Origin of the sequence: Mucilaginibacter sp. 3215 (assembly GCF_050433785.1) — a bacterium.
Classification (GTDB): Bacteria; Bacteroidota; Bacteroidia; order Sphingobacteriales; family Sphingobacteriaceae; genus Mucilaginibacter.
Window position 1 is genome coordinate 155,711 of sequence record NZ_JBNPWO010000007.1, and the last position, 26,230, is coordinate 181,940.

17 protein-coding genes are annotated in these 26,230 nt (G+C 43.1%); 6 read left to right on the top strand and 11 right to left on the bottom strand.

Annotation, left to right across the window (positions count from 1 at the left end; translation table 11 throughout):
* Positions 1-15: 15 nt before the first annotated feature.
* From ABIC84_RS14515 to ABIC84_RS14545, 7 genes are all read right to left on the bottom strand, one after another.
* Complete coding sequence (locus tag ABIC84_RS14515; RefSeq protein WP_426589106.1) at positions 16-786, bottom strand: 3-keto-disaccharide hydrolase; 771 nt, start codon at positions 784-786, stop codon at positions 16-18.
* 129 nt (positions 787-915) lie between these two features.
* Complete coding sequence (locus ABIC84_RS14520) at positions 916-2,880, bottom strand: hypothetical protein (RefSeq protein ID WP_426589108.1); 1,965 nt, start codon at positions 2,878-2,880, stop codon at positions 916-918.
* Positions 2,881-2,892: 12 nt separating this feature from the next.
* Positions 2,893-4,728 carry a family 16 glycoside hydrolase gene (locus tag ABIC84_RS14525; RefSeq protein ID WP_429263991.1) on the bottom strand — a complete coding sequence of 612 codons (1,836 nt, stop codon included), beginning with the start codon at positions 4,726-4,728 and terminating at the stop codon, positions 2,893-2,895.
* 141 nt (positions 4,729-4,869) lie between these two features.
* Entirely contained in the window at positions 4,870-8,439 is a 3,570-nt protein-coding gene (locus ABIC84_RS14530; RefSeq protein ID WP_429263992.1) for a VCBS repeat-containing protein, read from the bottom strand.
* A 97-nt stretch (positions 8,440-8,536) separates the two neighbouring features.
* A complete protein-coding gene (locus tag ABIC84_RS14535; RefSeq protein ID WP_188831640.1) occupies positions 8,537-10,276 on the bottom strand; it encodes a RagB/SusD family nutrient uptake outer membrane protein in 1,740 nt (579 codons plus the stop codon).
* Positions 10,277-10,302: 26 nt separating this feature from the next.
* Positions 10,303-13,503 (bottom strand): SusC/RagA family TonB-linked outer membrane protein, encoded by a 3,201-nt coding sequence (locus ABIC84_RS14540; RefSeq protein WP_188831639.1) that lies wholly within the window; start codon positions 13,501-13,503, stop codon positions 10,303-10,305.
* Positions 13,504-13,941: 438 nt separating this feature from the next.
* Entirely contained in the window at positions 13,942-15,228 is a 1,287-nt protein-coding gene (locus tag ABIC84_RS14545) for an esterase-like activity of phytase family protein (protein ID WP_429263993.1), read from the bottom strand.
* Between the two features lie 207 nt (positions 15,229-15,435).
* On the opposite strand from ABIC84_RS14545, the gene ABIC84_RS14550 reads away from it, so the two are divergent.
* Both ABIC84_RS14550 and ABIC84_RS14555 read left to right on the top strand, forming a co-directional pair.
* Entirely contained in the window at positions 15,436-16,998 is a 1,563-nt protein-coding gene (locus ABIC84_RS14550) for a M20/M25/M40 family metallo-hydrolase (protein ID WP_429263994.1), read from the top strand.
* Positions 16,999-17,005: 7 nt separating this feature from the next.
* A complete protein-coding gene (locus ABIC84_RS14555) occupies positions 17,006-18,103 on the top strand; it encodes an alginate lyase family protein (RefSeq protein ID WP_429263995.1) in 1,098 nt (365 codons plus the stop codon).
* Positions 18,104-18,149: 46 nt separating this feature from the next.
* Here the strand turns inward: ABIC84_RS14555 and ABIC84_RS14560 are convergent, their stop codons facing one another.
* The 3 genes from ABIC84_RS14560 to msrA all read right to left on the bottom strand — a co-directional run bounded on the left by ABIC84_RS14560 (position 18,150) and on the right by msrA (position 20,557).
* Complete coding sequence (locus tag ABIC84_RS14560; RefSeq protein ID WP_429263996.1) at positions 18,150-19,181, bottom strand: class I fructose-bisphosphate aldolase; 1,032 nt, start codon at positions 19,179-19,181, stop codon at positions 18,150-18,152.
* 249 nt (positions 19,182-19,430) lie between these two features.
* Positions 19,431-19,949 carry a peptide-methionine (R)-S-oxide reductase MsrB gene (gene msrB, locus ABIC84_RS14565; RefSeq protein ID WP_426589126.1) on the bottom strand — a complete coding sequence of 173 codons (519 nt, stop codon included), beginning with the start codon at positions 19,947-19,949 and terminating at the stop codon, positions 19,431-19,433.
* Positions 19,949-20,557 (bottom strand): peptide-methionine (S)-S-oxide reductase MsrA, encoded by a 609-nt coding sequence (gene msrA, locus ABIC84_RS14570; RefSeq protein ID WP_429263997.1) that lies wholly within the window; start codon positions 20,555-20,557, stop codon positions 19,949-19,951. Before msrA ends, msrB begins: the two co-directional genes overlap by 1 nt.
* Positions 20,558-20,710: 153 nt before the next feature.
* Here msrA and ABIC84_RS14575 point away from each other — a divergent pair, with 153 nt between their 5' ends.
* The 4 genes from ABIC84_RS14575 (at position 20,711) to ABIC84_RS14590 (ending at position 23,445) form a co-directional block, all read left to right on the top strand.
* Positions 20,711-21,265: a DUF1543 domain-containing protein gene (locus tag ABIC84_RS14575; RefSeq protein WP_429263998.1), complete on the top strand. Its 555-nt coding sequence runs from the start codon at positions 20,711-20,713 to the stop codon at positions 21,263-21,265.
* A 12-nt stretch (positions 21,266-21,277) separates the two neighbouring features.
* Positions 21,278-22,147 carry an AraC family transcriptional regulator gene (locus ABIC84_RS14580; RefSeq protein ID WP_429263999.1) on the top strand — a complete coding sequence of 290 codons (870 nt, stop codon included), beginning with the start codon at positions 21,278-21,280 and terminating at the stop codon, positions 22,145-22,147.
* 70 nt (positions 22,148-22,217) lie between these two features.
* Positions 22,218-22,868: an HD domain-containing protein gene (locus tag ABIC84_RS14585; protein ID WP_426589135.1), complete on the top strand. Its 651-nt coding sequence runs from the start codon at positions 22,218-22,220 to the stop codon at positions 22,866-22,868.
* 70 nt (positions 22,869-22,938) lie between these two features.
* Positions 22,939-23,445 (top strand): hypothetical protein, encoded by a 507-nt coding sequence (locus tag ABIC84_RS14590; protein WP_426589137.1) that lies wholly within the window; start codon positions 22,939-22,941, stop codon positions 23,443-23,445.
* Positions 23,446-23,501: 56 nt separating this feature from the next.
* Here the strand turns inward: ABIC84_RS14590 and ligD are convergent, their stop codons facing one another.
* Positions 23,502-26,228 carry a DNA ligase D gene (gene ligD, locus ABIC84_RS14595; RefSeq protein ID WP_426589139.1) on the bottom strand — a complete coding sequence of 909 codons (2,727 nt, stop codon included), beginning with the start codon at positions 26,226-26,228 and terminating at the stop codon, positions 23,502-23,504.
* Positions 26,229-26,230: the final 2 nt, after the last annotated feature.

A 26,230-nucleotide genomic window follows, 5' to 3' on the forward strand; every position in this document is an offset into this window, starting at 1 on the left:
GCAATAAACTTCCTCTTATAATTCCCTTACCCAAATATTACGATAGCTGATCGGCTCACTTTTATCGCCATGAGCTTGCAGCTTAATTGGTGAAGCGCCATGTTTACGATATTCGGGTTTGCCAATATATGGGGTATCACCTATTAATGAAGTATTGTTTTGAACCAGCACACCATTATGAATTGCGGTAGCGCGAGCCGCTGATTTCAGTGAACCATCCTCATTAAAACGGGGTGCTGTCCAGATTACGTCGTAGGTTTGCCACTCGCCGGGTTTGCGACAAGCGTTTGCCAGGGGGATGGCTTGTTTGTATAAACTGCCCACCTGCCCATTCACATAGGTTTTATTATTATAGTTATCAAGCACCTGCAACTCATAACCACCGGCTCCCCATGGCAGAGCTGCCAGGAAAATGCCGCTGTTACCGCGTGCTTGTCCGCTGCCGGTTATGTTTGATGGGATGCGATATTCGATATGCAACTGAAAATCCATGAATTTACGTTTGGTTTGGATATCGCCTGCGGTTTTATCTACCGTAATAATTTTATTATCAACTTTCCATTTATGGTTTGACGTACTATCGTTGGTGGCAACCCATTCGTCTAGGTTTTTGCCATCAAACAAAATGATCGCATCAGAAGGGGCATCTCCCAAAGTTTTACCAGGGGTAATTACAGCCGGCACCGGCGACCAGATCTCGGTATCCTCCGGCTTGGCATTTTGCTGCGCGAATATTGTTAAAGAACAACCTGCTAATAAAGCAGTGAAAATAAGTTTGCGTTTCATTTTAAAACAATTGATCAGGGTTAAATAATCAGATAACTATTCATGTTTAGCTGAAAGCCTAAAGCTAAAGGCTGAAAACTTTTAATACTGGGTCTTTAGCTTTTTGCTTTAAGCATTCGGCTTTCAGCTTTATTTAGCCAGCGATTTGATCCATAAAGCTATCTTACGAGCCTCTTCCTTAGGAACCTGCGGCATAGGTGGCATAGGCGTTGAATAATCTGGCCAGTGCTCGGGCTTCGGGCTCCGGATCAGCTGGATCAATTCGGCCACACTATATTTGCGTTTAGCTACATCCACGTAAGCCGGGCCAACCTGTCTTTTTGTAGCGTTATGGCACGAAAGACAGGTATTTTTCAGCAGGATCGGCTGCACCTCGGCATAAGTAGGAACCGCGTTTAACCCAGCTGCAGATTTTACTGCCGCAGCTTTTTTACCGGCAACGCCTTTTTTCAGATCGGCCGCGGCTGCAGCTTTGGCAGAGTTTACTGTACTTACCTCCGTCATGGAAAGTTTTTGCCCTTCGGGGATATTATTCAACGTATAATAAGCCGTTGGGTGAACTAAATTGAAATAGTTTTCCTTATCACGAATACCTGCAAGCGTGATGGTGTGGATATAATATTTACGCAGGTTATTCACAATCAATCGCGCTTTTAAACCATCTGCAGATACCTTCACACCTGCTATCGGGCATTTTTCGGTATTTACCGGCGGGCTGCCGTACACACCATGGTATTTATAGATATAGCTTTCAACAGAGTATGAAGCAATGTCTTCAGCTACTTTCTTATCAACCGGCTTGGTAAACTCTATCTCAAAACCATCAGGCATTGCACGGATAGCACGCATCTCAAACGGAACTTTATTGTTCCATACCAATCGCTGCAATCCCATAGTGGCCTCCCCTGCAGATCCCCAGCCACGATTAGTTTCGCCTGTAGCCAATGAACCATCAGGTAACCAGGCCAGCCTTACTATGCCCGATTGGAAACCACTTCTGAAAGCCCAGGCCGCGCCCTGGTATTCGCCATTAACCTTCTCTAAAAACACCCTGTCGACCATACTTTGGCCCTGGTCGCAGATCAGTAATTGCCCGGCAAAAGGGCCGAATGCGCCTTCCGGGATTTTAACAATTTCGGAGTTGGAGATCCCTAAGATACCATGCGGTAACCAAACAGCAGGCAGCTGTAATTCAGGGATTTCTTTTTTAGCCTCAAACTCCGTTTTAAATTTTTCATTAACAATATCTTGTGGCTTTACAGGTTGACCGTTTTTATCAAATTCTATCCTCGGGTTGTTTTTGGCAAAGAATTGCTCGGATGTGAGTTTTAGCGGCGAGTTAGGTAAACCCGTCCAAACCAGGCTTGAAGGATGCCCCATAAAAGCCCCTTTTTTGATCGGCATGATACTACCTGAACCAACCCAGTCGCCCTGGTTATCTGAATACCAAAGTTCGCCATCAATCATACTAATACCGCAAGGCGAACGCAAGCCCGCTGCCCATGGCGTAACAGTGCCATCTTCCTTAATATTTAAAGCCCAGCCCCGGTAAGGCACAAAGCTTTTCGGGTGCCACCAATCGGGCGGGAAGCCGAGGTTCAAAGTCACAAAGAATGAGCCATCGGGCGCTATTTTAGGCCCGAAACTATACTCATGATAGTTACCAGATAATGGCCATGCATAAATGGTTTCAAAAACATCGGCCTTACCATCCATATTGGTATCAACCAGCTTGGTCAATTCGCCGCGCTGAACAACGTACAACGCCCCATCTTTCCAGGCAGCTCCCAGCACCTCATGCAAGCCAGAAGCAAATTTACGGAAGAAAGGGTGCTGGCCTGTAGGGTTTTCAACCATAAAAATATCTCCGCGACGGGTGGTTACTGCCAGGGTGCCATTAGGCAGCGTACACAAACCGCCAACTTCAAGGATAGTACCCTCAGGCGCGGGCACTTTCATGATCTTAAAAAAGTCATCTTCTTTAGGCGATTCGGCCTGGGCAAAGGTATTTTTGATATCGCTTAACAGCGCGATAATTACAAGCGTAAATAAAAACGTGCCTTTGTTTATCATTTGTTTTAAAGTATTGTTCATGATCAAGGCAGCTTAAAAAATGATAGAATAGGTTAATTTCTTTTGAATAGGAATGATAAGCTCCTGCTTCCCTCCCGCATCCCGAACGACAGGTTTGGCGCCTGCCGCATCATCAATACGGATATAATAGGATTTATCATCAATGACATATAATCCATTGCCCAGCGTTTCGATATTGCCGGATGCCAGATGATAAAACAGGCCGTCAACTGCATTGGCAAGTGTTACTTCCCGGTGAATGCCTTGCCCTTTATCCATCACACTGCTGGCATCATTTACCGAAGTGCCATAAATATTGTACTTAAATGCAGGAACATCGTCGGCATTCAAAACATAGCCTTTTGGCCTGTACCCTGTACCGGCAGTATCCAAAGCCCAGGCGGCATTTGCATCGCTCAGCTTTTCGATAGCAGGGACAGGTTTGCCAAGATATTGTACAGACCCAGCCGGGCGCGATGAGCCATCGCCCCTGTCATGCCACATGGGTGTGGCATCTAAAAAACCACCACGCCAGATCTCAACAATCATTCCTTTATCCAGATCATAAGTGTAGTGTAACAGTTCGGGGCTGCCTACATTTACACCATGGGTAACCCTGATACCTCCGGGCAAATCAGAAAAGCTCCGTAATATAGTATTTGAAGTTGCATTAATCAAAATAGGATCAACAGGATCATTGTTACTTACATTGGCATCGCTCAATAAATATTCACGGATGCCAGGGCCTGATACCGTAAGCCCTAAAGCCGGTCTGGCCCAGTCGACAGTTTTTGAGTAGAATAATTCAAACGGATGATCACCGGGTTGTAACTGAGTCTTGCCCTCACCCTTGTTTTCGGTTAACGTAACCGCGTCGGCGCCGTCAATACGCAACTTGCCTTTACCACCCGGTACATTTAGTTTAAAAACGTATTCGCCGGCTTCTTTAATTTGAATACTGCCCGTATAACGGATTAGGAAATCATTGGTAAGCTTACCCTGGTTTGATGATAATACAGGCGAAGTTCCTTCTGATTCGGGTTTTAGTTTCTTATAACTATCTCCCTCAATAATCCCATCTTTATAAACCCCGTATTTCAGGTTTGAAAGTGCAGGGTGAGGCTTGTCAAAACTGGTTATCCTGATATTCCTGAAAGCTACCGGACCATGATCACCCTGTAAACGCAGCGGACCGGTGGCGGCCTCCTTAGTATCAAAAGCTCCGCGGGTTGGTCCGGCAAGCTCCACATTATCCTGGATCAAAACACCATTGAGCCAGATGTAAAGAACCTTGGCGTTACTAATCTTTTGGCCGTTGCCATCAAAGCGCGGCGCCTGGAACGAAATTTTCATGTGCTGCCACAAACCCGGCGCACGGCTGGCATTTTGCCTCGGCGCATGGCCATCATAACCTTGCTGACCTTCGGGCTTGCTATCGTCCCAGCGCTCATAAATACCGCCATTATCGCCCGATTTTGGGTTTACCGTTCCCCAGCTATCCAACAACTGGATCTCGTAACGGCCCTGCAAATAAATACCCGAATTGGAACCCCTGGCCATCATATAATCAAGCTCAAGATCGGCATCTCCATAAGTGGTTTTGGTAAACAGGTCTTTCGCGTCCTTTTTGCCGGGCAGATTTACCAAAATCCCGTTACCGTCTTTAAGGGTTAAAACTTCATTCTGCGCAATATCAGCCTGTACGTCGGCCGCTACTTTCCAGTTAGGTGATGGATTATCAAAAAAAGAAAGATCATTAAGTGATACCGTGTTTTGCGCCCTGAGTTGCTGGCAACCCAACAGGCAAACACATGCTACCCAAAACTTTTTTCTGCCGAAGAGTTTAGGAGATTGATTAAAGCAATGCATTGATTTTTAATTATAATATGGTTTATTGGCTAAGGCGCATAGTCGACCTTACATTAGCACCGCAAGATAATTAATTTACGCAATCGATTACGAAAATATTTCAATCATTTTCGGGTGTAATTTCACCCGGAGGCAAAACACCTAATTTACAAGCCTTTGGTTACCCTTGTTATCAAAAACGGTAACGCTTAATATTTTGTCATTAAGCTGTATAAACCTTGCTGATTGCGACAAAAAAGATGAGCCAAAATAAAATTCCTGCCTTGAGGTATTGCCGTTCTTATATTTAATCAGTGCATAAACATCATTGGCCTTAACCGGGATAGTTTTTGTTTTATTTTTTGATCTGAAAACTTTTAAAACATCTTTGTGCTGACTGGCGGCCAATATTACCTGCCCATTTTTATCGCGGAACTTAACCAGGGCCTTACCATCTCCCGGAATATAAATACCGCTTTGCACAATGCTTAATGGCTTAAAGTTGCCTTTGCCGTCACCTTTCAGCATTAAACCGTTAAGAGCGTCATAACGCCCTATAGTAGCATCACTGCCATAATCGTTGCCATTGATAACAACATCGAGGTTTCCATCCCCGTCAAAATCTCCGGTTTCCATACCGTTTAATACCGATACCTGGGCTTCAACCGGCAGCGGGATAGCTGTAAATTTACCATTGCCATCATTCCTTAAAAAACATGATTGTAAGGTATTAGCTTTCAGCTTCAACGCCCCGCTCCTCTGTTCGGATGAAAGCACCTCATCCATAGTTGCCAAAGCGTACGAGCGATAATTGGTAAACTTTTTTCTCATGCTGATCATTTGCTTCAGCATATCATCGCGACCGTACATTGGGTACTCTTTTTTGTCCCCGTTTTGATCGGGTAGGAAAATAGACGGAATCGCGCTGTAGATGCCGCTCTTATCAAATTCTTTAGCTGTAATGTAAACAGGATATTGGTCACTGGCTTTGATCAGGCTATTCTCGCCCAAATTCCCGACAATATAATCCGTACGGCCGGTATGCCTGAAATCTCCGGCTACCAATGAGTTCCACCAACCCAGCTTATTGCCCAGGCCGGATTGAACTGTGGTATTAACAAACTTACCATGTTCATTTTTAAGGAATGTTACCGGCATCCACTCGCCGGCCATGACCAGGTCGGGCCAGCCGTCGTTATCATAATCGGTAAACAGGGCATCACAAATCATGCCTATGTTTTTCAAAGCCGGGGCTACCTGTGCTGTAACATCCGTAAATTTTGCGTGCCCATTTTCACTATCGTTCCGCAAAATAAAACTCGAAACCGGGTTGGGGTATTTCCATGGCTCAACTCTTCCTGATACAAACAGGTCGGGCTTACCATCTTTATTATAATCACAAGCCCGTACGCAAAGTTTGCTGGTGAGGTTTGAAGGCAAAGCATCAGCGGTAAGCGTAAAATTGCCTTTGCCGTCATTGATATAAAGCCTGTCCTGGTATTCAGGGCCATTTGCTGCAAATTCGTAACCTCCACTGGCTGCATATAAATCGAGCTTGCCATCACCATTGGCATCAAAAAGCAACAAACCCTCATCTTGAAAGTTATGAACAGGATTAATATTGCCTGTTAACAGGTTACGGCGGTTAAATTTGCCGTCGGGCATCTGGAAAAAAACCTGCGCCTGATCGTAAGCGGTGCCGCCAATGATCAAATCATCAAAACCATTGCCGTCGATATCGCCCACGGCTAAAGCCGGATTATACTCAGAAAGTTTATGCGGCAGTAGTTTCTGGATATTAAAATCAAGAAAACCGCTTCCCTTGTTGGTATAATGGATCCCTATGGAATCTGTTATTTCTTTAAATAAAGCGTTCGCGGCTATTTGCGGCTGAACAAAGGAATAAGGGTCTTGAGCATTTTTTATATCAACCTTTATTAACTGATCTGCTTTTAGCTTTGTCAGCTTTTCTCTTTTGCCATTGGGCCATTTGATCAAAACCGAATCTATTGCAGTAACTTTACCCAAACCGAAATGCGCTATACTTTGTACCGATGAAATATATCCCCGGTAGGGATCATTTTCATATACCTGTGTCTTATCCTTATCGTAAAATATCTCGGCCGTAGCACCTAAGCCGTTAATATTTTGCCTATCACCTTTAAAGCTGATTTGCAGGTAGTGCGTTTTATCGAGGTTATTTTTATCATGGCGAGATGTGTTGCGATAAACTAAAGCTTCATCGTTGATATTGTTAACCACCATATCCATAGCCCCGTCATTATCCATATCCACGTACACTGCACCGTTTGAAAAAGTAGGCAGGCTTAAGCCCCAATCCTTACTCACATCGGTAAAGGTAAGGTTGCCGTTATTCGCAAAAGCATAGTTATGCAGCTTAATTTCGGGGATTTGATCCAAAACTTTTTGTTTGGAAGTAACGGCATAGGCCTGCTCACGGTAAGTCATAAAATCATGGTCAGACACATCCTTAGGGAAGCCGTTGGTTATGATCATGTCCCGATAGCCGTCATTATTAAAATCGGTGATCAGCGGTGTCCAGCTCCAGTCGGTTTGAGCAATGCCACTTAAAAAGCCTATTTCGCTAAAAGCAGGGGCGCCAATAGCACCATTCTGTCCTAAACGCGGCCCCTGGTTTAATTGCAGCGTATTGCGTACATATTGATATTGTGTACCATAAATATCAAAGTTTTGATAAGTTTGGTAACTATTAGGACCGAGGATCATCTTTTTGCGATAGTTGTCCTCCGGATTCATGTCCAGTTCAACAACATCGGGCAAGCCATCGTTATTGATATCGATAACATCCTGCCCCATAGCGTTGTAGGATGTGTGTTTAAAATATTCTTTAGTGCGATTGGTAAAGGTACCATCATGGTTGTTGATGTAAAGGATATTGTTTGATATAAAATCATCCGATACGTAAATGTCTTTCCACCCGTCGTTGTTAAAATCGACCGTTGTGGCTGCATGGCCGTAACCATCCAGGTTAATACCTGCCTGTGCGGATACATCATGAAATACGCCATGATGTAATTTTTCATCCCAATCGTTACGGTACAACCTGCCCCGGCTATGATTTGCCGTATAATTTGAATTACCGAATAAATTAGGATTGTAACTTGCTGTGGCGCTGTTTACTGTAAGGTACATATCCAGGTCACCATCGTTGTCATAGTCAAAAAAGCTTGCCATGGTTGATTGTGCGCCTGCTTCCAGACCATATTCTGAAGCCTCATCTTTAAAATGAGGAATACCATCGTTGCCTTTTCCCTGGTTAACGTATAGTATATTCCGCCTTTTCAGCGAGTCTTTGGTAATGGTGTTGCAAATGTAAAGGTCCGGTAAACCATCATTGTTGATATCAACTACCGCAACACCTCTTCCCCATCGGCCCGCGCCATTTACACCCGCGGCATCGGTAATATCATCAAACTTAAAATCACCTTTATTAAGATATAGCTTGCTTGCCACCATATTACCCGTAAAGTATAAATCGGGCAGGCCATCGCCATTAAAATCGCCAACCCCTACGCCCCCTCCATTGTAAATATTAACCAGGTCTAACGGGTTGATCGAATCGTTTTCGATGATCTCATTTTTAAAATGAATACCCGAATGGGATGATGAAACCTGCTGAAAAAGTGAAGTTTTTTTACAGGAGAATAAGGCAGATGAACATAGTATAACGATGGATAAAATTTTCTTCATCAATTAGGGGATTGGTTTATTCTTTAAAGATAACAATTAACACAAAAAGGCTTTCTCCCTGCGGGAGAAGCCTTTTCTGTTAAATGATAACAATATACTAATTACCGTATGCCGGATTTTGAGTTAAATTAGGGTTTAGCCCACGCTCAAGCTGCGGAATAGGATAAAGATCACGACCTACCGGAAGTGATGTATTATACAAGCCATGAAGCTTTAAACCGTTATCTGCATCAAGCTTTGCATCTGCAGTGTTAGGGTTAGGGATCATGTTGGTATTGTTGTCGACTGTACCGTAAGCTTTTTTAATGAATTCGGCAGCTACACCAGCCCTGCGCAGGTTATAAAACACAGAATATTCACCCGAAAGTTCATGCCTGTACTCGCTATAAACCATTTGCAGTGGGTCTGTGATTGGACTTGAAGCCGAACCGTCATAATTTGCACCATCCTGCATTACAGCCGGCGCAGTGCCGCCCCACGCACGGTCTCTTACCTTTTTAATCGTGGCCAGGCCACCTGCCGCGTCACCTGTACGGATCTGGCACTCGGCTTTATCAAGCAATACTTCGGCATAACGTAACAGTATTTGATTTTGAGCGCCAAAAATTGTTGAATTACCGGAGTTAGCATCAAGGTTGGGGTCGCGCCACATTTTAGCACAGTAGAAACCGGTACGTAAGCCATCACCGTCAGAACCATACCATGGATTGGCATGGGTACCACAGGTATTGATGATTTTACCGTCATCCCCGGTGTATTTAGCTTTTACCTTAGGATCGGAGCTCGCAAAACCTGCTACTACTAAAGGATAAACTTTAATGCCACCCCGACCTATAATTCCCGGACTAATGTTCTCATCGCCGGGGCCAATCACTGTTGCCAGTTTACGTTTGTCACCAGCCTGATATGAATAATATAATCCCGGATTGGCATAATCATAACCGAAGTTTGAGACCTCCTCCGGCCAGCTAAAATCCGAAATCCAGGCTACTTCATTACCTGCACCCCAACTTTGGGTGCCTGCTACTGTAAACTGCACCTCAAATATCGACTCAGCATTATTTTGATGGTTGTATTCATTTACATCTATAAAATTAGGCATCAGTGAAAAATGCCCATCCAACTGGTTAAAGTTTGCCAATGCACCGGCGTAATCTTTATTCCACATTTGCGCGGCACCTTCATAAGCTAAAGCAGCACCTTTTGTTGCCCTTCCAAGTTCGGAAGCCGGCAAATCTTCCCTCCATGGTAATAAAGTTGCCGCTTGCTTGGTATCGGCAATTACCTGTGCAAATACTTGCTCTTGTGTACTTCTTGCGGTTAAACCATCAGTTACTGATTTAAGCTCCAGTGGCACACCGCCAAAACTACCCGCCAGGTAGTAATAGGTCATTCCGCGTAAAAAGTAGGCTTCACCAAGCAATCGGTTAGCTAAACTTTCGTCAAGAATTCCTTTGGCTTTCATTTCGGGAATGATTTCAATTGCAGAGTTAGCCCGAGATATACCCACATAAGCACGTTGCCAAAAAGTCCTGATCGGGCCAAAATCTGTAGTTATTGCGTAGTAATTATAAAAGCGGTCATTTCCCCAGTTAAAAAAATCATGGGTTTGAAAGTTAGCATAATACCAGATCGACTTTTTTAGCAAGTCGGCATTTTGATAGGTATCATAAATTGAGTTTACAAGCGCTATACCGTCAGATGCTTTATTAAAATAAGCATCTTTAGTGAGCTGTGTATAGCTTGTTTGGTCAAGAAAATTCTTTTTACAGCTCAATGGAACCATAAGTGTGGCACCGAGAGCAATTAGTGTGATATATTTTTTATTGATTTTCATTTCTTTACTGTTTTATCGCTGCCCAATTAGAAAGTTACATTTAAACCAAGTGTATAAAACTTAGATGAAGGGTAATTACCCGCATCAATACCAGATGCTGTTGCACTTCCATTAGCTGTGCCAATTTCAGGATCCAGACCTTTATACCCGGTTATAGTAAACAAATTCTGGGTAGAAAAGTAAATTCTCACTTTTGATAGGGTTAACCTTTTGGTGACGTCAGACGGCAATGTATAACCCAGGGTAAGGTTCCTTAAACGGAGATAGCTACCATCTTCAACATACACACTTGATGGTACATTATTTGCGCTGGTATCATCATTATATGTAAGCCTTGCGTAACGATTTGATGGATTACTTGGAGTCCAGTGATTAACATAATAATCGTAACCTACGTTTTCAACACCAACAAAACCCGGGGCCTGAAAGCTTTCAAGCGTCCTTTGCTGATAATTCAGGATCTTATTTCCGTAAGAGCCGTAGAAGTATGCGTTAAGATCAAATGCCTTATAGGCAAAATCGAGGTTTAAACCGCCATAAAATTTAGGGATCGGACTACCGAGGCTTGTCCTGTCTGAAGGGGTAACCTGTCCGTCGCCATTAGTGTCCGCATAGTAACGGTCTCCGGGTTGGGTAACGCTTTTCCAGTAATATGGGTTACTTGGGAATTTAGCTGCAGCCGCGGCGTTTAAAGCATTAATTTGCGCCTGCGACTGAAAAATCCCCAGCGATTTATAACCAAAAAATTCACCTACAGCCTGCCCGATATTGGTTTCGCTGAATTGGCCCCAGCCATTACCGTTAAGACCGGTAACCGTGGTAAGGTTATCAATAAAGGTTAAGCTTTTGTTAATGCTAACTAATTTATTCTTAACTGTGGTAAAGGTTAAACCCAAACCATACCTGAAATCATTTACAGTATGGTTATAGTTTACGGCAAATTCAAAACCTTTGTTATTGATTTCACCAACATTTTGGGCCAGGTTTTGGCTAAAGCCAGTTTGTGACGATACAGGAAGGTTTAACAAAAAGTCTTTCGATCTCCTGTTATAATAATCAACTGTAAAGGTAAGCGCGCCATTCAGGAAGGCAGCATCCATACCAATGTCAGTTTGGTAATCAGTTTCCCATCGCAGGTCTGGGTTGGCAGGTTGTGTTGGTGCCAAACCGGGTTGATAAACCTCTCCTGACGAACCATTTTTACCAAATGGATAGCCCACGTTTGTGCCGGTAGTAGCTGCACCACCTGATGAATATAAGGCATTATATTGAAATAATGGAATAGAGCCCTGATTACCAACTTCGCCATACCCTCCTCTGAACTTCAGATCAGACAGCCATGCAACGTTTTTCAGGAATGATTCTTCTTTAGCTTTCCAGGCTACGGAACCCGAAGGGAATACACCATATTGATGCCCGTTAGCAAATTTCGACGAACCATCGCGCCTAACGGTACCTGTTACAATATATTTGTCATTGTATTTATAGATTAACCGTCCAAATTGTGAAGCAAAAGTTGTTGTATACTGGCTGCCTGTAACAACAAGATCGTTAACCTGCGCCAGATCCCGAAGGGCATTATTGATCAATTTATCTCCGGTACCTGTCATATACCGGTAGGTATTTGATTGTGCTGAAACACCACCAACAAAGTTAATAGCATGCTTTCCGAAGGTTTTATCATACGATATGGTATTTTCCCATAACCACTCAAAAGTGTTATTAGCGCTTTGCGAATAAACAGAATTTTGATTAGCACCGCTTAAACCATATTGCTCCTGCCAGCGAAGGTCTTCCGGTTGAAAGAAGTACCCTGAATAGTCGCTTACGTTTAGGCCCGCATTGGTTTTGATTTTAAGCCCGTCTATAATAGTAGCCTCTAATGAACTACTTGCCAAAAGGTAATTATTTAGGTTTTTATAATCGTTTTTTTCAATAGTATATAATGGATTGTTCCAGCTTTTTGTATAAATATTGATCGGGTTATAAAAACCATAGTTCCCATTTTTGTCTTTTATCTGGTTGGTTAACTTATTACCACCATCAAGCGTGGGGATAAGCTCGGTTAATTGCTGCAATGATCCTGAACCAAATGGATTATTTTGATCCTGCCTTGAATACTTAGCACTGGTAGATGATTTAAGCCATTTACTTACGGTATAATCAATATTCATACCCAGGTTTAACCGCTTAAAATATGAACCTAAAACAATCCCCTTTTGGTCATAATAACCAGCTGAAAAGGCAGATTGAATTTTTTCGTTGCCTCCGCGTATACCAAGGTTGTAGCTCTGTTTTGCCCCCTGGCGATAAATTGCATCCTGCCAGTCAACACTGGTTAATGCCGAAGGATTTGCCCATTCAGGCAATTCTGTAAAATTACCTTCAGATGCGTGATCTTCATTGGCCAGGGTTGCCCATTGCTGAGCGTTAAGAACTTTATACTTTTTTGGTTTTGATTGCAATGAACCATAGGCATCTAACGACACCTGCACCCCACCATCCTTCCGACCTTTTTTTGTAGTAATGATGACAACGCCGTTTGCTGCCCTAACACCATAAATAGCTGTTGCCGAAGCATCTTTCAACACATCAATATTAGCTATATCATTAGGATTAACGTTATTTAAGCCTCCGCTGATCGGGTAACCATCAACCACATATAGAGGCTCATTACCATTTGTAGCCAAACTACCTACCCCCCTGATCAATACACTCACGCTGCTACCGGGTGCGCCATCATTATTAGTAACCTGTACACCCGCTGCCCGGCCTTGCAAAGCCTGATCAACGCTGGTCACAGGTACTTTACCTACCTGATCGGCGTTGATTGAACTAATAGCCCCGGTTAAATCTTTACGCTTAGTAGTACCATAACCCACAACAACTACCTCGGTTAGTGTTTTATTATCAGGCACTAACGATACGTTAATAACCGATCTGCCGTTTATGGCAACTTCCTGGTTTAAGAAGCCAACAAAGCTAAAAACAAGTGTTTCATTGTTACCGGCGGTTATTGAGTAGGTACCATCGGCCTTTGAGCCCGCAGCCTGCGTGCTCCCTTTTATCTTAACGGTAACACCCGGCAAAGGTAGTCCGTTGTCCGAACCGGTGATCTTACCGGTAATCAATTTACTTTGGGCTTGCCCCGACAGGCTTATCAACACAAATGATAAACTTGTACAGAATAAGGCCACAACTTTTTTGATACGTAGTTTTCCTCTCATACGTTTTACTTTAATTTGTTAAAATTGGTTTAACGCATATAATCACTTTTTAACAATTATTGCCAGGAGAGATTATATGCTAAGTAAATGTAGTTAGACATAACAATCGATTGTAATACGATATGAGTAGTTTTTTGTATTATTTTAACACAAGCAAAAAACGCTTAATTTTAAATTAAAAAACTATAAATCAACATCTTAAAAAACAATAAAGACAAAAACATGCAATAAACCAGCAAAATCTTGTTAAAATAGTATCCGTTAACGTTAAATATTGCTCAGTTTATAAATGTTATTTTAACAACAATTTCCATTGAAATTGAAAATAATTCTCCGGGGAAAATAGCTTTCGATAAGGCGTATTGGCTATATTATTTACCGTAAATAAAAAAGCATCCCGGTTAATACCGGAATGCCTCCTAAATTTAAAGCTGCTGTTTATTTTAGCTTCACAAAATAAATCCTGTTCCTGTCAACCGAATTGGTTGCAGGTAGGATTTTAGCTGCAAAACCATTTTTACCGTTATCAACAACACCAAAATCGTCATCATTTGATATAGCAAGGATATTACCGGGTAATAAAGCCAAACCTTCGGCTTTATCATGGGGGTATACCTTTGGCAAATCTTTAAGTAAATCGAGCACCAGTGTTTTGGTAACCGGGGTAATACCGGCTGCCTGCAAACCGGCTAAATCATTAAGTTCTTCAACAGTTTTTGTGTTATATAATTTGCCGTTGGCACCGTTTGCAGGATCGGAGATATCGGTAGCATTGCTGATATCTATTTTAAATACTTTTTTGAACGTAGCGGGATCGGTAGGTGCACCTCCGAACTTACCGTCGCGCTCAATGGTTAAAAATGTGGTGCCATTAACAGCTGTTATATCGCTAACGCCTGTTAATGAAGTATTATCCATAAGGTAAGCATACTGTTTTGTATTGCCCGTTGCAATATCAAAGGTAAGGATGCGCAATACAGTTGAATTAGCAACCTTTGCTTTAGATGGATTATACATTGGCGATTGCATCATGCCCACCAGTGTTTTGCCATCGGGTGTTATGGCTAACCCTTCCATACCGCGGTTAGCTTTGCGGGTGGCAAATACCGCGGGAATTTTACGGCCGCCAGTTCCGGTGCCGAAAGGATTAATGCGTTCGATGGTTTTGCCGCCGGCATCAAAATGTACTATATGCGGACCGTATTCATCACTTACCCAAAAAGTACCGTCGGCCGCTAAAACCAAACCTTCCGAATCAATACCATCAGCACTTGGAGATAACTGATTTCCGCTCAGATCAAATGGAATTTCGCCCGAAGCTCCCATTCCGGCGGGGTTTGGTAAACCATTTAATTTTCCTCCGTTAGCGTTTTTTAACTCTATGGTTTGTTCCAGTATCAGTTTATCATCCTTTAACCTGAATTTACCTATCTGCGGATCAAAATCCGGTTTACCGATGATGATGGAATTGGCTGTCTGCCCGGCAACGTTTGAACCACGGTCGGTAAGCATGTAAAATACATCTTTCTGGTTTGGATCTGCTGCCACTGCCGATCCAAAGCCGCCGTTATAGACCTTTACACCATCAGCAGTGGTGAAAAGGATAGCCGGGTTTTGCGCCTCGGCCACATCAGGATAGCCGAAAGGATTTATCTTATTATCATCATGGCAGGAAGAAAGGATCGCCGCGGATACCGCGATGACGCTAAGGAATTGTTTTTTCATTTAATAAGTGATCGATTAGTCTTACAAAGGAATCGGCCACATGTAAACCTACTGTTAATTCTATAACAATAATTTAACCTCCAGGAACAAATTCTATTGAATTTTAACATATCAACAACTCAACATTTTGCAATAATTATGTTACTTACCAATAATCATTTAAGATAAAACGTATTACCTCGCCTGCTTTTTTATATTTTTAACCTTATGAAACATATTTACCATTATACCTGCAACAACCTTTGGAACAAGGCAAAGCCCCTTGTACTTGGCATGCTGCTTTGCAGCAGCATCGCTCGGGCACAATCAACTAATCCGGTTATAAACAGCATCATGACCGAGGAAACCAGCAATTCACAATTGGAAAAACTGGCACATGAACTATTTGACGGTATTGGCCCCCGTTTGGTTGGTACTCCCCAAATGAAACAGGCTAACGATTGGGCCGTTGCCAAATACAAAAGCTGGGATATCCAGGCTAAAAATGAAAAATGGGGCGAATGGCGCGGATGGGAACGCGGGATCTCGCATATTGACATGGTATCGCCGAGGGTAAAATCTTTAGAAGGCATGCAACTGGCATGGAGCCCGGGCATGGGTAAAAAAACCACTACTGCTGAGGTGATTATTCTACCGGATGTGGCTGACTCGGTTGCTTTTCAGCAATGGCTGCCTAATGTTAAAGGTAAATTTGTGATGATCTCCATGCTTCAACCAACCGGCAGGCCCGATTATAACTGGCAAGAGTTTGCGTTGAAAGAATCATTTGATAAAATGAAAGCCGAACGCACCGCCCAAACCGATGCATGGAAAAAACGCATTAGCAAAACCGGGTTTACCAATAAAACTTTGCCCATAGCATTAGAAAATGCCGGCGCGGCAGGTATCCTGACCAATAACTGGTCGGCAGGTTTTGGGGTTGATAAGATCTTTGCTGCCTATACCAAAATTGTCCCTACGGTTGATATTGCATTAGAAGATTATGGTATGCTTTACCGCTTGAGCGAATCGGGCAACAAGCCGGTGATCAGCATCCATTGTGAATCAAAAGAATTAGGCGTAGTGCCAACCTTTAATACCATTGCCGAGATAAAAGGCACCGAAAAACCAAATGAATATGTAATGTTGAGCGCACACTTTGATTCTTGGGATGGCGGCACAGGTGCTACCGATAACGGTACAGGTACCCTAACCATGATGGAAGCGATGCGCCTGCTTAAAAAATTCTATCCGCATCCAAAACGTACCATACTGGTAGGCCATTGGGGCAGCGAAGAGGAAGGCCTGAACGGCTCACGTGCCTTTGTTGAAGACCATCCAGAAATTGTTAGCAATCTGCAAGCCCTGTTTAACCAGGATAACGGCACCGGCCGCGTGGTAAACCTTACCGGCCAGGGCTTTGTGGAAGCTAAGGATTATTTAAGCAGATGGCTTGCCGCTGTACCGGATACGATCAAAAACCGGATCAAAACTGTATTTCCTGGTCAGCCCGGCGGTGGCGGGTCTGATTTTGCATCGTTTGTAGCTGTTGGTGCGCCTGGCTTTTCTTTGGGTTCACTTAACTGGTCGTACGGGTCATATACCTGGCATACTAACCGCGACACCTATGACAAAGTTGTTTTTGACGATCTGAAAAACAACGCCATTTTAGCCGCCATCATGGCTTACATGGCAAGTGAAGATCCACAAAAAACCGTTAATACTAAAACCGAAGGCATTAAATGGCCGGCACAGGTTAAGGCAACGCGCCGGGGCGGATTGGATAAGTAGACTGAGGATGAGATATAATAAAACGGCCTTATTTACATTCCTGTTGCTGCTCTTTAGCTTTAGTTTGCAGGCACAGGAAAACAATAAAACCAGATTTGTGCACCCTGGTATTTTAAATACCAGGGCCAGTTTGGACCTCATCAGCGCACAACTGAAAGCAGGTGACACCATGCGCACCGCAGCCTATCAAAAAGTGCTGGATTTTATTAAAGATCATGAAAACCCCACTTCGTTCCCGTCAACCATTATAGTTGGTTCAAATGGGGCTACTTCACCTTCAAAAACCCAGATCAGGAAGGATTGTGAACTGGTTTACGCCTTCGCACTGGCCTGGGCCGCCACTGGTAACTCCGATTATGCAAAAAAGGCAATCGGTTTACTGAACGGTTGGGCTTATGCCTTTAAGGATTATGGCTTGCTTGAAGGAAAAACCAATCCCAACCAGCCCGATCTGGAAGCATCATGGACAACACCAAGCTTTGTTGCTGCTGCCGAGATCATCAGATATTATAAGATAAAGGGTAAATCTGCCGGATGGGCTGCTGCTGATATTCAACAATTCAGTAAATATCTTATCAACGTAAAAGATGATTACATCAACAAGATCCCCGATTATAAAAACAACTGGGATGCCTCTGCAGGATATGCAAAGATGGCTATCGGTGTGTTTTTAGATCAGGATTCGGTTTATCGGACTGGGTACGATTTGCTGGTAAAAGAATTGCCAAACATCATTCAACCGGATGGAACTTTGCCCGAGCTTTGCGTACGTAAAGACTGCGTACATTACCAATATTCGTTAACAGCTTACGCATATGCTGCTGCTATTGCCCAAATACAGGGAGATAATAGTTTATGGAAACTCGGCGATAAAAACATCAGCCTTGGCTACGATTTTATGCGGAAAGCTTACGAACAAAAAACGGGCTGCGACTATTGTAACTTAAACAGCAGGATTTTCCCGGGCGTTGAAGTTGCCTATGGTTACTACGATACCGGTAACTTAAAATATCTGAGGAGTTTGCAAGCACCGCTTGGCGTCCCTATAGACAATACCTTTTTAGGTTTTACCACCTATACCCATTGTAAAGTTAAGGGGCTATAAAAACAACCCAACAAAAACGCCGTCCGAAAAAGGCGGCGTTTTTGTTTTATGCTACCGGATGCTTCTCCAACTCCGGCGTATATTTGCCATCCCGGGCAATGGTGTTGATATGCGCGCGTTCATATAATAATCTTTGGGCCTCTTCAATATTTTCGTCCTTACCACCCCATTTTTCAAGGGCCGGTTGTTGTACAGCGCGGGAGTATGAAAATGTTAAAGCCCATGGCATTTTGCCTTTAAAGCGCACATGCATAGCATTTAACCGTTCGGAAGCCAACTCGGGAGATTGCCCGCCAGAAAGAAAAGCGATACCGGGGACAGCCGCAGGCACACAGCGTAAAAAACAATTGATTGTAGCGTCGGCCACCACATCAGCGCTATCCTGCTGCGCAGCCTTAATTCCGGGAACTATCATATTAGGTTTTAATATCATACCTTCAAAATTTACCCTTTGCTGATACAGTTGGTTAAACACAGCGTGTAAAACCTCATTGGTTACATCGGCACAGGTTTGAAGTGAGTGATCGCCATCCATTAAAACTTCGGGTTCCACAATGGGCACAATGCCTGCCTCCTGGCAAATAATCGCATAGCGGGCCAACAGAAAAGCGTTGGCTTTGATGCTTCCACTTGTTGGAGTATTTTCACCTATGGTTATAACAGCACGCCATTTGGCAAAACGAGCGCCCATTTTATAATATTCGGCCAGGCGCTCCGGTAAACCATCCAAGCCCTCGGTTATTTTTTCGCCGGGAAAACCGTCCATGTCCCTTGCGCTTTCATCTACCTTAATACCCGGGATAATTCCTTTCTCCTTCAGGATCTCGACAAACAGTTTACCGTCCGGAGTGCTTTGCCTTATGGTTTCATCAAACAAAATAGCTCCGCTAATGGCTTCTTCCAGCCTCGGCGTGTTCACGATCAGGTCGCGGTACTTACGGCGGTATTCTTCCGTTTGAGGGATATTGAGCGCTTTAAAACGTTTGTTACAGGTTGCGGTACTTTCGTCCATTGCTAAAAGGCCTTTATTACCGGCCATCAGCTGTTTTGCGATATCTTTCAGGCTTTGCAGTTCCATAAGTAATTTGCTTGGTTGTTGGTGGATAACACAAGTTAATTCATACTTGTTTTGAGCGGCGCATGGAATATTGCAGCTTTACTTGTGGATGACTTTAGATGATAAATTGATGTGCGAAAAGCCGCGAATTCAAAGCGCAATGATTTTTTATATCGATCATTAAAAAAATTCATTGCCGTTGACTAAAGTGACTGTTGCACAACATTAAAGTCCACGGCAATGAAACAGAAAATTAACGTTTCAAACGATCTACAACCCAAACCCTTCAGGCACAAAATCAAGCGACACAGAATTCATGCAAAACCGTTTATGCGTTGGCGGCGGACCGTCATCAAATATATGCCCCAAATGCGAATCGCAGCGGGCACAGATCACCTCGGTGCGCTGCATACCATACGAGTTATCTTCCTTATAGATTACACTGTTTTTGCGTACAGGCTCATAAAAACTTGGCCAGCCACAATCGCTGGCAAACTTAGCATCCGAACGGAAAAGCTTGTTCCCACATACCGCGCAATAGTAAGTGCCTTTGGTATCCTTGTTCCAATATTTACCGGTAAATGCACGCTCTGTTTCCTGCTCCCTTGCTGTAGCATACAAAGCCGGTGGCAGGATCTTTTTCCACTCGGCATTTGATACATTTAAATGCTTGGTATCGGTATTGGAATAATAAGGATTGTTTTCGTGCCCCTTTATTGTTTTTGCCTGCTGCGCAAACACGCCTGTTGTTAAAAACAATAGTGCCGCTATCATATATGCCACTTTCATTATTGCTTCAGTTTATCTTTAAACACTTTTTTAAACTTTTCCAGTTCGGGCTGGATCACATATTTACAGTAAGGCTGACTGCCGTTCTGGTTAAAATAGTTTTGATGATAATCTTCGGCCTTGTAAAAAGCTTTGTATGGAACTATCTGCGTTACTATCGGATCTTTATAAGCTTTTTCGGCATTCAGTTTACTGATATAATATTGAGCTTTTTGCTTTTGCTGAGCATTGTGATAAAATATGGCCGAGCGATATTGCGTACCTACATCATTACCCTGCCTGTTTAATTGTGTCGGATCGTGCGCTACAAAAAAAGCGGCCAGCAATTCATCATAAGTGATCTTAGCCGGGTCATAGATAATATTACAGGCTTCGGCATGGCCGGTTGTGCCGGTGCAAACCAGTTCATAAGATGGATTAGCCACATGCCCACCAGAAAAACCTGAGATCACTTTTTCAACACCATTCAGCTGCTGAAACTTAGCCTCGGTACACCAGAAGCAACCGGTAGCGAAGGTGGCTGTATCCAAACGTTTTTTAGGGGTTGATGCAAAAACAGAGAAACAAGCCGTTAACAGCACGGCTATTGAACAAATTATTTTTTTCATGTATATCAAAATAGCTTTAATACGATGCGTATTTATAGCAACTAACGTAAAAAACATAGTTAGCGTTGAACAAAGTTACCACTTTAATGCTTTGTGATAGTTGTTTGACAAAACGGCTTAATTTCGTTTTATAGCTTATACTAACTTTAACCCATGGAAACCCTTAAACTGTTTATGCTTATGCTGGGATGCAAACCACCCGGCAGACACATTGAACAACATGATATATTCTTTGGGATAGCTTCATCTCTCCGTGACCTTGTACCAGAGATCCGCGCGTTTTGGCCCGGGGCTGAAAAGATCCATATTGATGCATGGCGTGAGGTAAATACAGTTGATGGTTATGCTGTCAGGATTGCTCCACGGAGCGATAATAATTCTCAAAGCAGTAAATTATTCTTCATCAACCTTGGAGGCTATCAGCCCGATAAATTTGAAGAGCAGCATTACGTAGTGCTCACAGTTCAAAATGATTTTGCAGCAGCATCAAAAAATGCCAAAGAAACATTTTTCTTTAAGCAGAACCATTTTAAAGGTGCCAACTCACACATTGACGACAAATATGGCGTTGATGTTGATGATATTTATAATGTAGAAGACATCCTTAGTCCTGCTCAAAAAGGGCAATACCAGATCGAACTTGTTCCGGGAGCCGATATTCCTGAAGATAAGACCATGCTTGGTTATTTTAAATTAAGCAATTTGTAAAAGCAGCTACCCATGAAAAAATCAGCAAACGCACTACTGAATATCATTGCCGATAGGGATATCAAAGAATCTTTCTCTGTAGAAAACTGGGACGAACAGCATTTCGATGATCAAAGGGTGCACAGGGCTACTTATAACCGGATATTTTTAATTACTTCAGGTTCGGGCCAGGTTGTTATTGATGATTCCTCCTACCCTGTTACCGGTAATCAATTATTGTTGATAGCAAAAGGCCAGCTGTTTACCTTTTCTGCCGATGCTGTATTAACCGGATATGCCATTTGTTTTGGCGATTGCTTTTGGGAAAAAACACCGGAAAGCGCCAGCAATTGTAAAGCTGTATTATTCAACAATGCATCAGATAACCAGCAAATCCCATTAACAGCCAATGATATACAGGAAATTGATCCACTTTTTAAAACGTTGCATATAGAGTTTCTTAAGCCTGGCTACATCAATAAGCCGGATGCTATGGCGGCATACCTAAAGATCATCATGATCAAAACGGCCAATATAAATGCCTCACTTAGCAAAGGCTTTGATAGTCATGATAACCAGCTTTACCGCCAATTCCTGGAGTTGGTTAGTCGCCAGTATCAAAACACGCATGAGGTTGCTGAATTTGCCAGGCAAATGGGAATTTCAACACGAAAACTTACCGAGCTATGCAACCGTTGTGCCGGCAAGGGCGCAAAAGACATCATTAACGGACAGCTAATTTCAGAAGCGAAGCGCTCCCTGCAGTTTTCGGCAAAGCCCGTAAAGGAGATCGCCTATTACCTTAACTTTTCAACACCCGAGCAATTCAGCCATTTCTTTAAAAAAAATACGCTGGTATCACCCTATCAGTACCGCTCACACTTTGTACATATTGGCATGTGATTAACCGGTTTTAACATTTTTAGCGTGCGGAACCGGCATAATTTTGAGGGGTATTAATTCCATTAAAATCATGTCAATAAACAAAGTAAAAACCATAGCCGGAATCGCCATTCCCGACAGCGCTATCGCTAATCACGCCACCGAACTTTTATTAGAGCACGGCACCGAATTTATTTATAACCATTCACTCAGGGTATTTATCTTTTCGTCTCTCAACGGCGAACGCAAACAATTAAAATATGACCCTGAATTGCTGTTTGTAAGCTCCATTTTTCATGATCTGGGCTTAACACCTCATTACAGCAGCCCCGATAAACGTTTTGAGGTAGATGGAGCCAATGCCGCCCGCGATTTTTTAACAAGCTATGGTTTGCCTAAAGATCAGCTTCAACTGGTGTGGGATACCATTGCCTTACATACCACCATTGGCGTAGCCGAGTATAAAGAGCCTGAAGTTGCCCTGATGTATTCGGGCGTTGGGCTTGACGTTATGGGCGAGGGTTATGAAAATTTAAGCGATGCCAACAGGGAGGAGATCATTACCGCATTTCCGCGCAATGATTTTAAAAAGAAGATCATCCCAACGTTTTTCGGAGGGTTTGAGCATAAAACCGAGACCACTTTTGGCAATATTAAGGCCGATGTTTGTGCTTATATGATCCCTAATTTTCACCGAAAAAACTTTTGCGATTGTATCCTGCATTCGCCCTGGAAAGAATAACGGAATTTTAAAACATTTTGCGTTTTTGGTAATTGTATCATTATCAATTAACCAATTAAAAATTTCCGTTATGAAACATGCATTCATTTTTGGGACTACCATTTTTTTAAGCGAACGAAACACGCTCACTTATAGTGATGGGCTTAGTAATATTGAGTTTTTGAGGATCCTGTCATTTTATGACAACCAAAAAGGCAAGGTACTTACCATTGATGCCAATATTAACGCGCCGAACGGCGAAGTCATCAGGATAAGCGCCAATAACAATGAAAACAATGCTAATGTGCAGCTTGATATAACCGGCGGCCGTATTAAAGTATTTCAACCCGGCCATGCCGAGCCGGTGCTGGATGTTTATGAGCTTGATCCTCATGAATTTCACGGTCTTTCAAGTCACGTACTTAATGAAATTCACGCGCAGCACCCCGATTATGTGGTAACCATTAAAGGAAATTTCTTTGTAGGTGGGGCACACTTCCTGATAGAAAATGAAAAGATGTTCATCGATAATAATGGCTATGCCAACGGTGTAGAGAATGCGCATAATGGCGTGATCCTTTCGGCGGCGGTAGCTTAGTGTAGTTTACTACAAACACGTCATTGCTTCATACCTCGCAATGACGTGTTTTTTTCCTATTCAAACACACTCTTCGCCTTTTTTATCGTTTTCTCAAGATCGATCCCTTTAGTCAGCACTCCTTTAAAAAGATCGCCGGTTTCCTTTAGGCGATCGATAGAATTAAAAATGGTAAAATCTTTCATGGTGAGCCCTGGTTTAACCTCATCCCAATGCAGGGGCATGGAAACCGTAGCACCTGGTTTTGGCCTTAATGAATAAGGGCCGGCAATGGTAGCTCCCGGACGGTTCTGCAAAAAGTCAAGGTACATTTTACCATTTCGTTTGGCAACCATGCGCTCCAGACTTGTATAATCGGGAATTTGCTTGTGAACGATGCCCACCACGAGCCTCGCAAACATCTGCGATTGATCATAATCATACTTAGCACCCAGAGGGATATAAATATGCATGCCTGTTGAGCCCGATGTTTTGCAATATGACGGTACATCCACGGCATCCAGTACCTTTTTCACCTCCAAAGCAGCCTCGATAACCTGATCGAACGTGTTTTTATCGGGATCGAGGTCGATCACGCAATAATCAGGGTTATCCGGCGATTTTACGCGACTAAACCAGGGGTTCATTTCAATGCAGCCCAATGAAGCCATCCACAATAAATAAGATTCATCAGAGCCTACCAGGTACTCTTTGTGTTCGCCCTCGCTTGTAGTGTAAGGAAATGTTTTGGTGATCCAATCGGGAGCTTTCCCTTTTACATCTTTTTGATAAAAGCTTGGCCCATGTATACCATTGGGGAACCTGTTGAGTGACATTGGCCTATCCTTTAAATAAGGCAAAATATAATCGGCAACCTGGTAGTAGTAATTGAACATATCCCGCTTGGTAACACCATCTTCGGGCCAGTAAACTTTGCTCAGATGGGTAAATTTAAGATCGTGCCCGCAAATTTTACGCACCTGCGTTTCGTCTTTAGGGTTAAGCAGGGTTTTACGATCGGTATTTTTCACAGGCTTAATGGCTTTAGCATGTTTATCATTATCAACACTTTCGGCTTCTTCCACCGTTTCGGTGGTGTCTTTTGGGGTTTCAAGCACTACATCCTTTGCTTTTTTATCAGTACGCATCCCTTTAAAAGAGGCTTGTCTGAACACCCCGTCTCCGGTTACTTCGGCAAAGGCGACTTCGCAAACCAATTCGGGCTTAAGCCAGGTAGGTTTTGCACCCAAGCGCTGCGGCCTGAACCGCGATGGCTTATCTACATCCGGCTCTACCTCAAACGGGCTTTTATCAGTAATAAGGGGCTTAAATTGCTGCATCATTTCTTTTTGCAGTTTATCAGAAAAGCCCGTGCCTACTTTGCCGGCATACTGTAGATTACCCTTATTATCATATAAAGCAAGTACCAATGCGCTAAACGACTTGGAAGTCCCGGCGTTTTTGGTAAACCCGGCTATGATCACCTCCTGCCTGCGGTGCACTTTTATTTTGAGCCACTCCTTTGAGCGGAGATCAGAAGTATAAACACTGCTTGCTTTCTTAGCGATAATACCCTCGAGGCCGATCCTTTCAGCGGCATTAAAAAATTCAATGCCACCCGTATCAAAAACTTTGCTTTGACGGATGCGCTCATCATTGGTGGGAAGAACCGCACTTAAAATAGCCTGGCGTTGTTTAAGGGGTAATCCCATCAGGTTTTTGTCCTCGTACCAAAGGATATCGAAAACGTAATAAACCAAATTGCCATCGGCCTCGCTCCGCCAGTTCTGCAGCGCTCCAAAATCGGAGATGCCTTTGTCATTCAATACCAGGATCTCGCCGTCAATTACAGCGTTGATCTGCCACTCCTTTAGTAATTTATTGATGGGATAGTATTTATCGAAAGGTAGATTATTACGTGAGATGAGCTCAGCTCCTTTTTTGTCTATTATTGCGATAGCCCTGTACCCGTCCCACTTAACCTCATATAGCCAATCGGAATCATCAAAAGGCTCATCAACAAGGGTAGCCTTCATGGGTTTGATGTTAGCGGGAGCTTTTGATTTTGGTGCTTTTTTCAGCAGGGTTTCAACATCAAAATCCTCAGTAGCCTTGGTATCAACTTTATCTTCCAGTTGCTCAACCGGTTCGTTCAGGACTTTTTTTTTACCTGCTTTTTCAGGCTTTTCTACATTCTCTTCATGGCCGTGCTGCCAAACCTTTTCGCTGGTTTTTTCCATACTTTCAATGGTTTTGCCAGAAAGAATAGATTTATCTTTTTTGGTAATATCTTTAACCGAGGCAAATTGATCATTGTGCTTAATGAGCAGCCAGCCGTTTTCGCCCATACCATGGGTTTTAACAAGGGCGTATTCACCCTCCAGCTTTTCGCCATGGAGCTTGATCTTTACCGAGCCCGCTTCGAGTTGTTTAAGCAGGTGTTTTTCCTGCGCTTTTTTGCCTTTGATCTCTTCAATGGGTTCATAAGTACCCTCGTCCCAAACTATAACGGTACCACCGCCATATTCACCTTTGGGGATGAGGCCTTCAAAATTCCGGTAGTCAAATGGATGATCCTCAACCATCATAGCAAGGCGCTTGACTTTAGGATCGGTTGAGGGGCCTTTGGGTATAGCCCAGCTTTTAAGCACGCCATCCATTTCAAGCCTGAAATCATAGTGTAAACGCGAAGCATCATGCTTTTGGATCACAAACATCAGGTGGTCTTTGTCTTTGCTCCTCCCCGCTTTAGGTTCACGGGTTTTGCTAAAATCGCGTTTTTCCGCATATTTTTCCAGGCTCATAG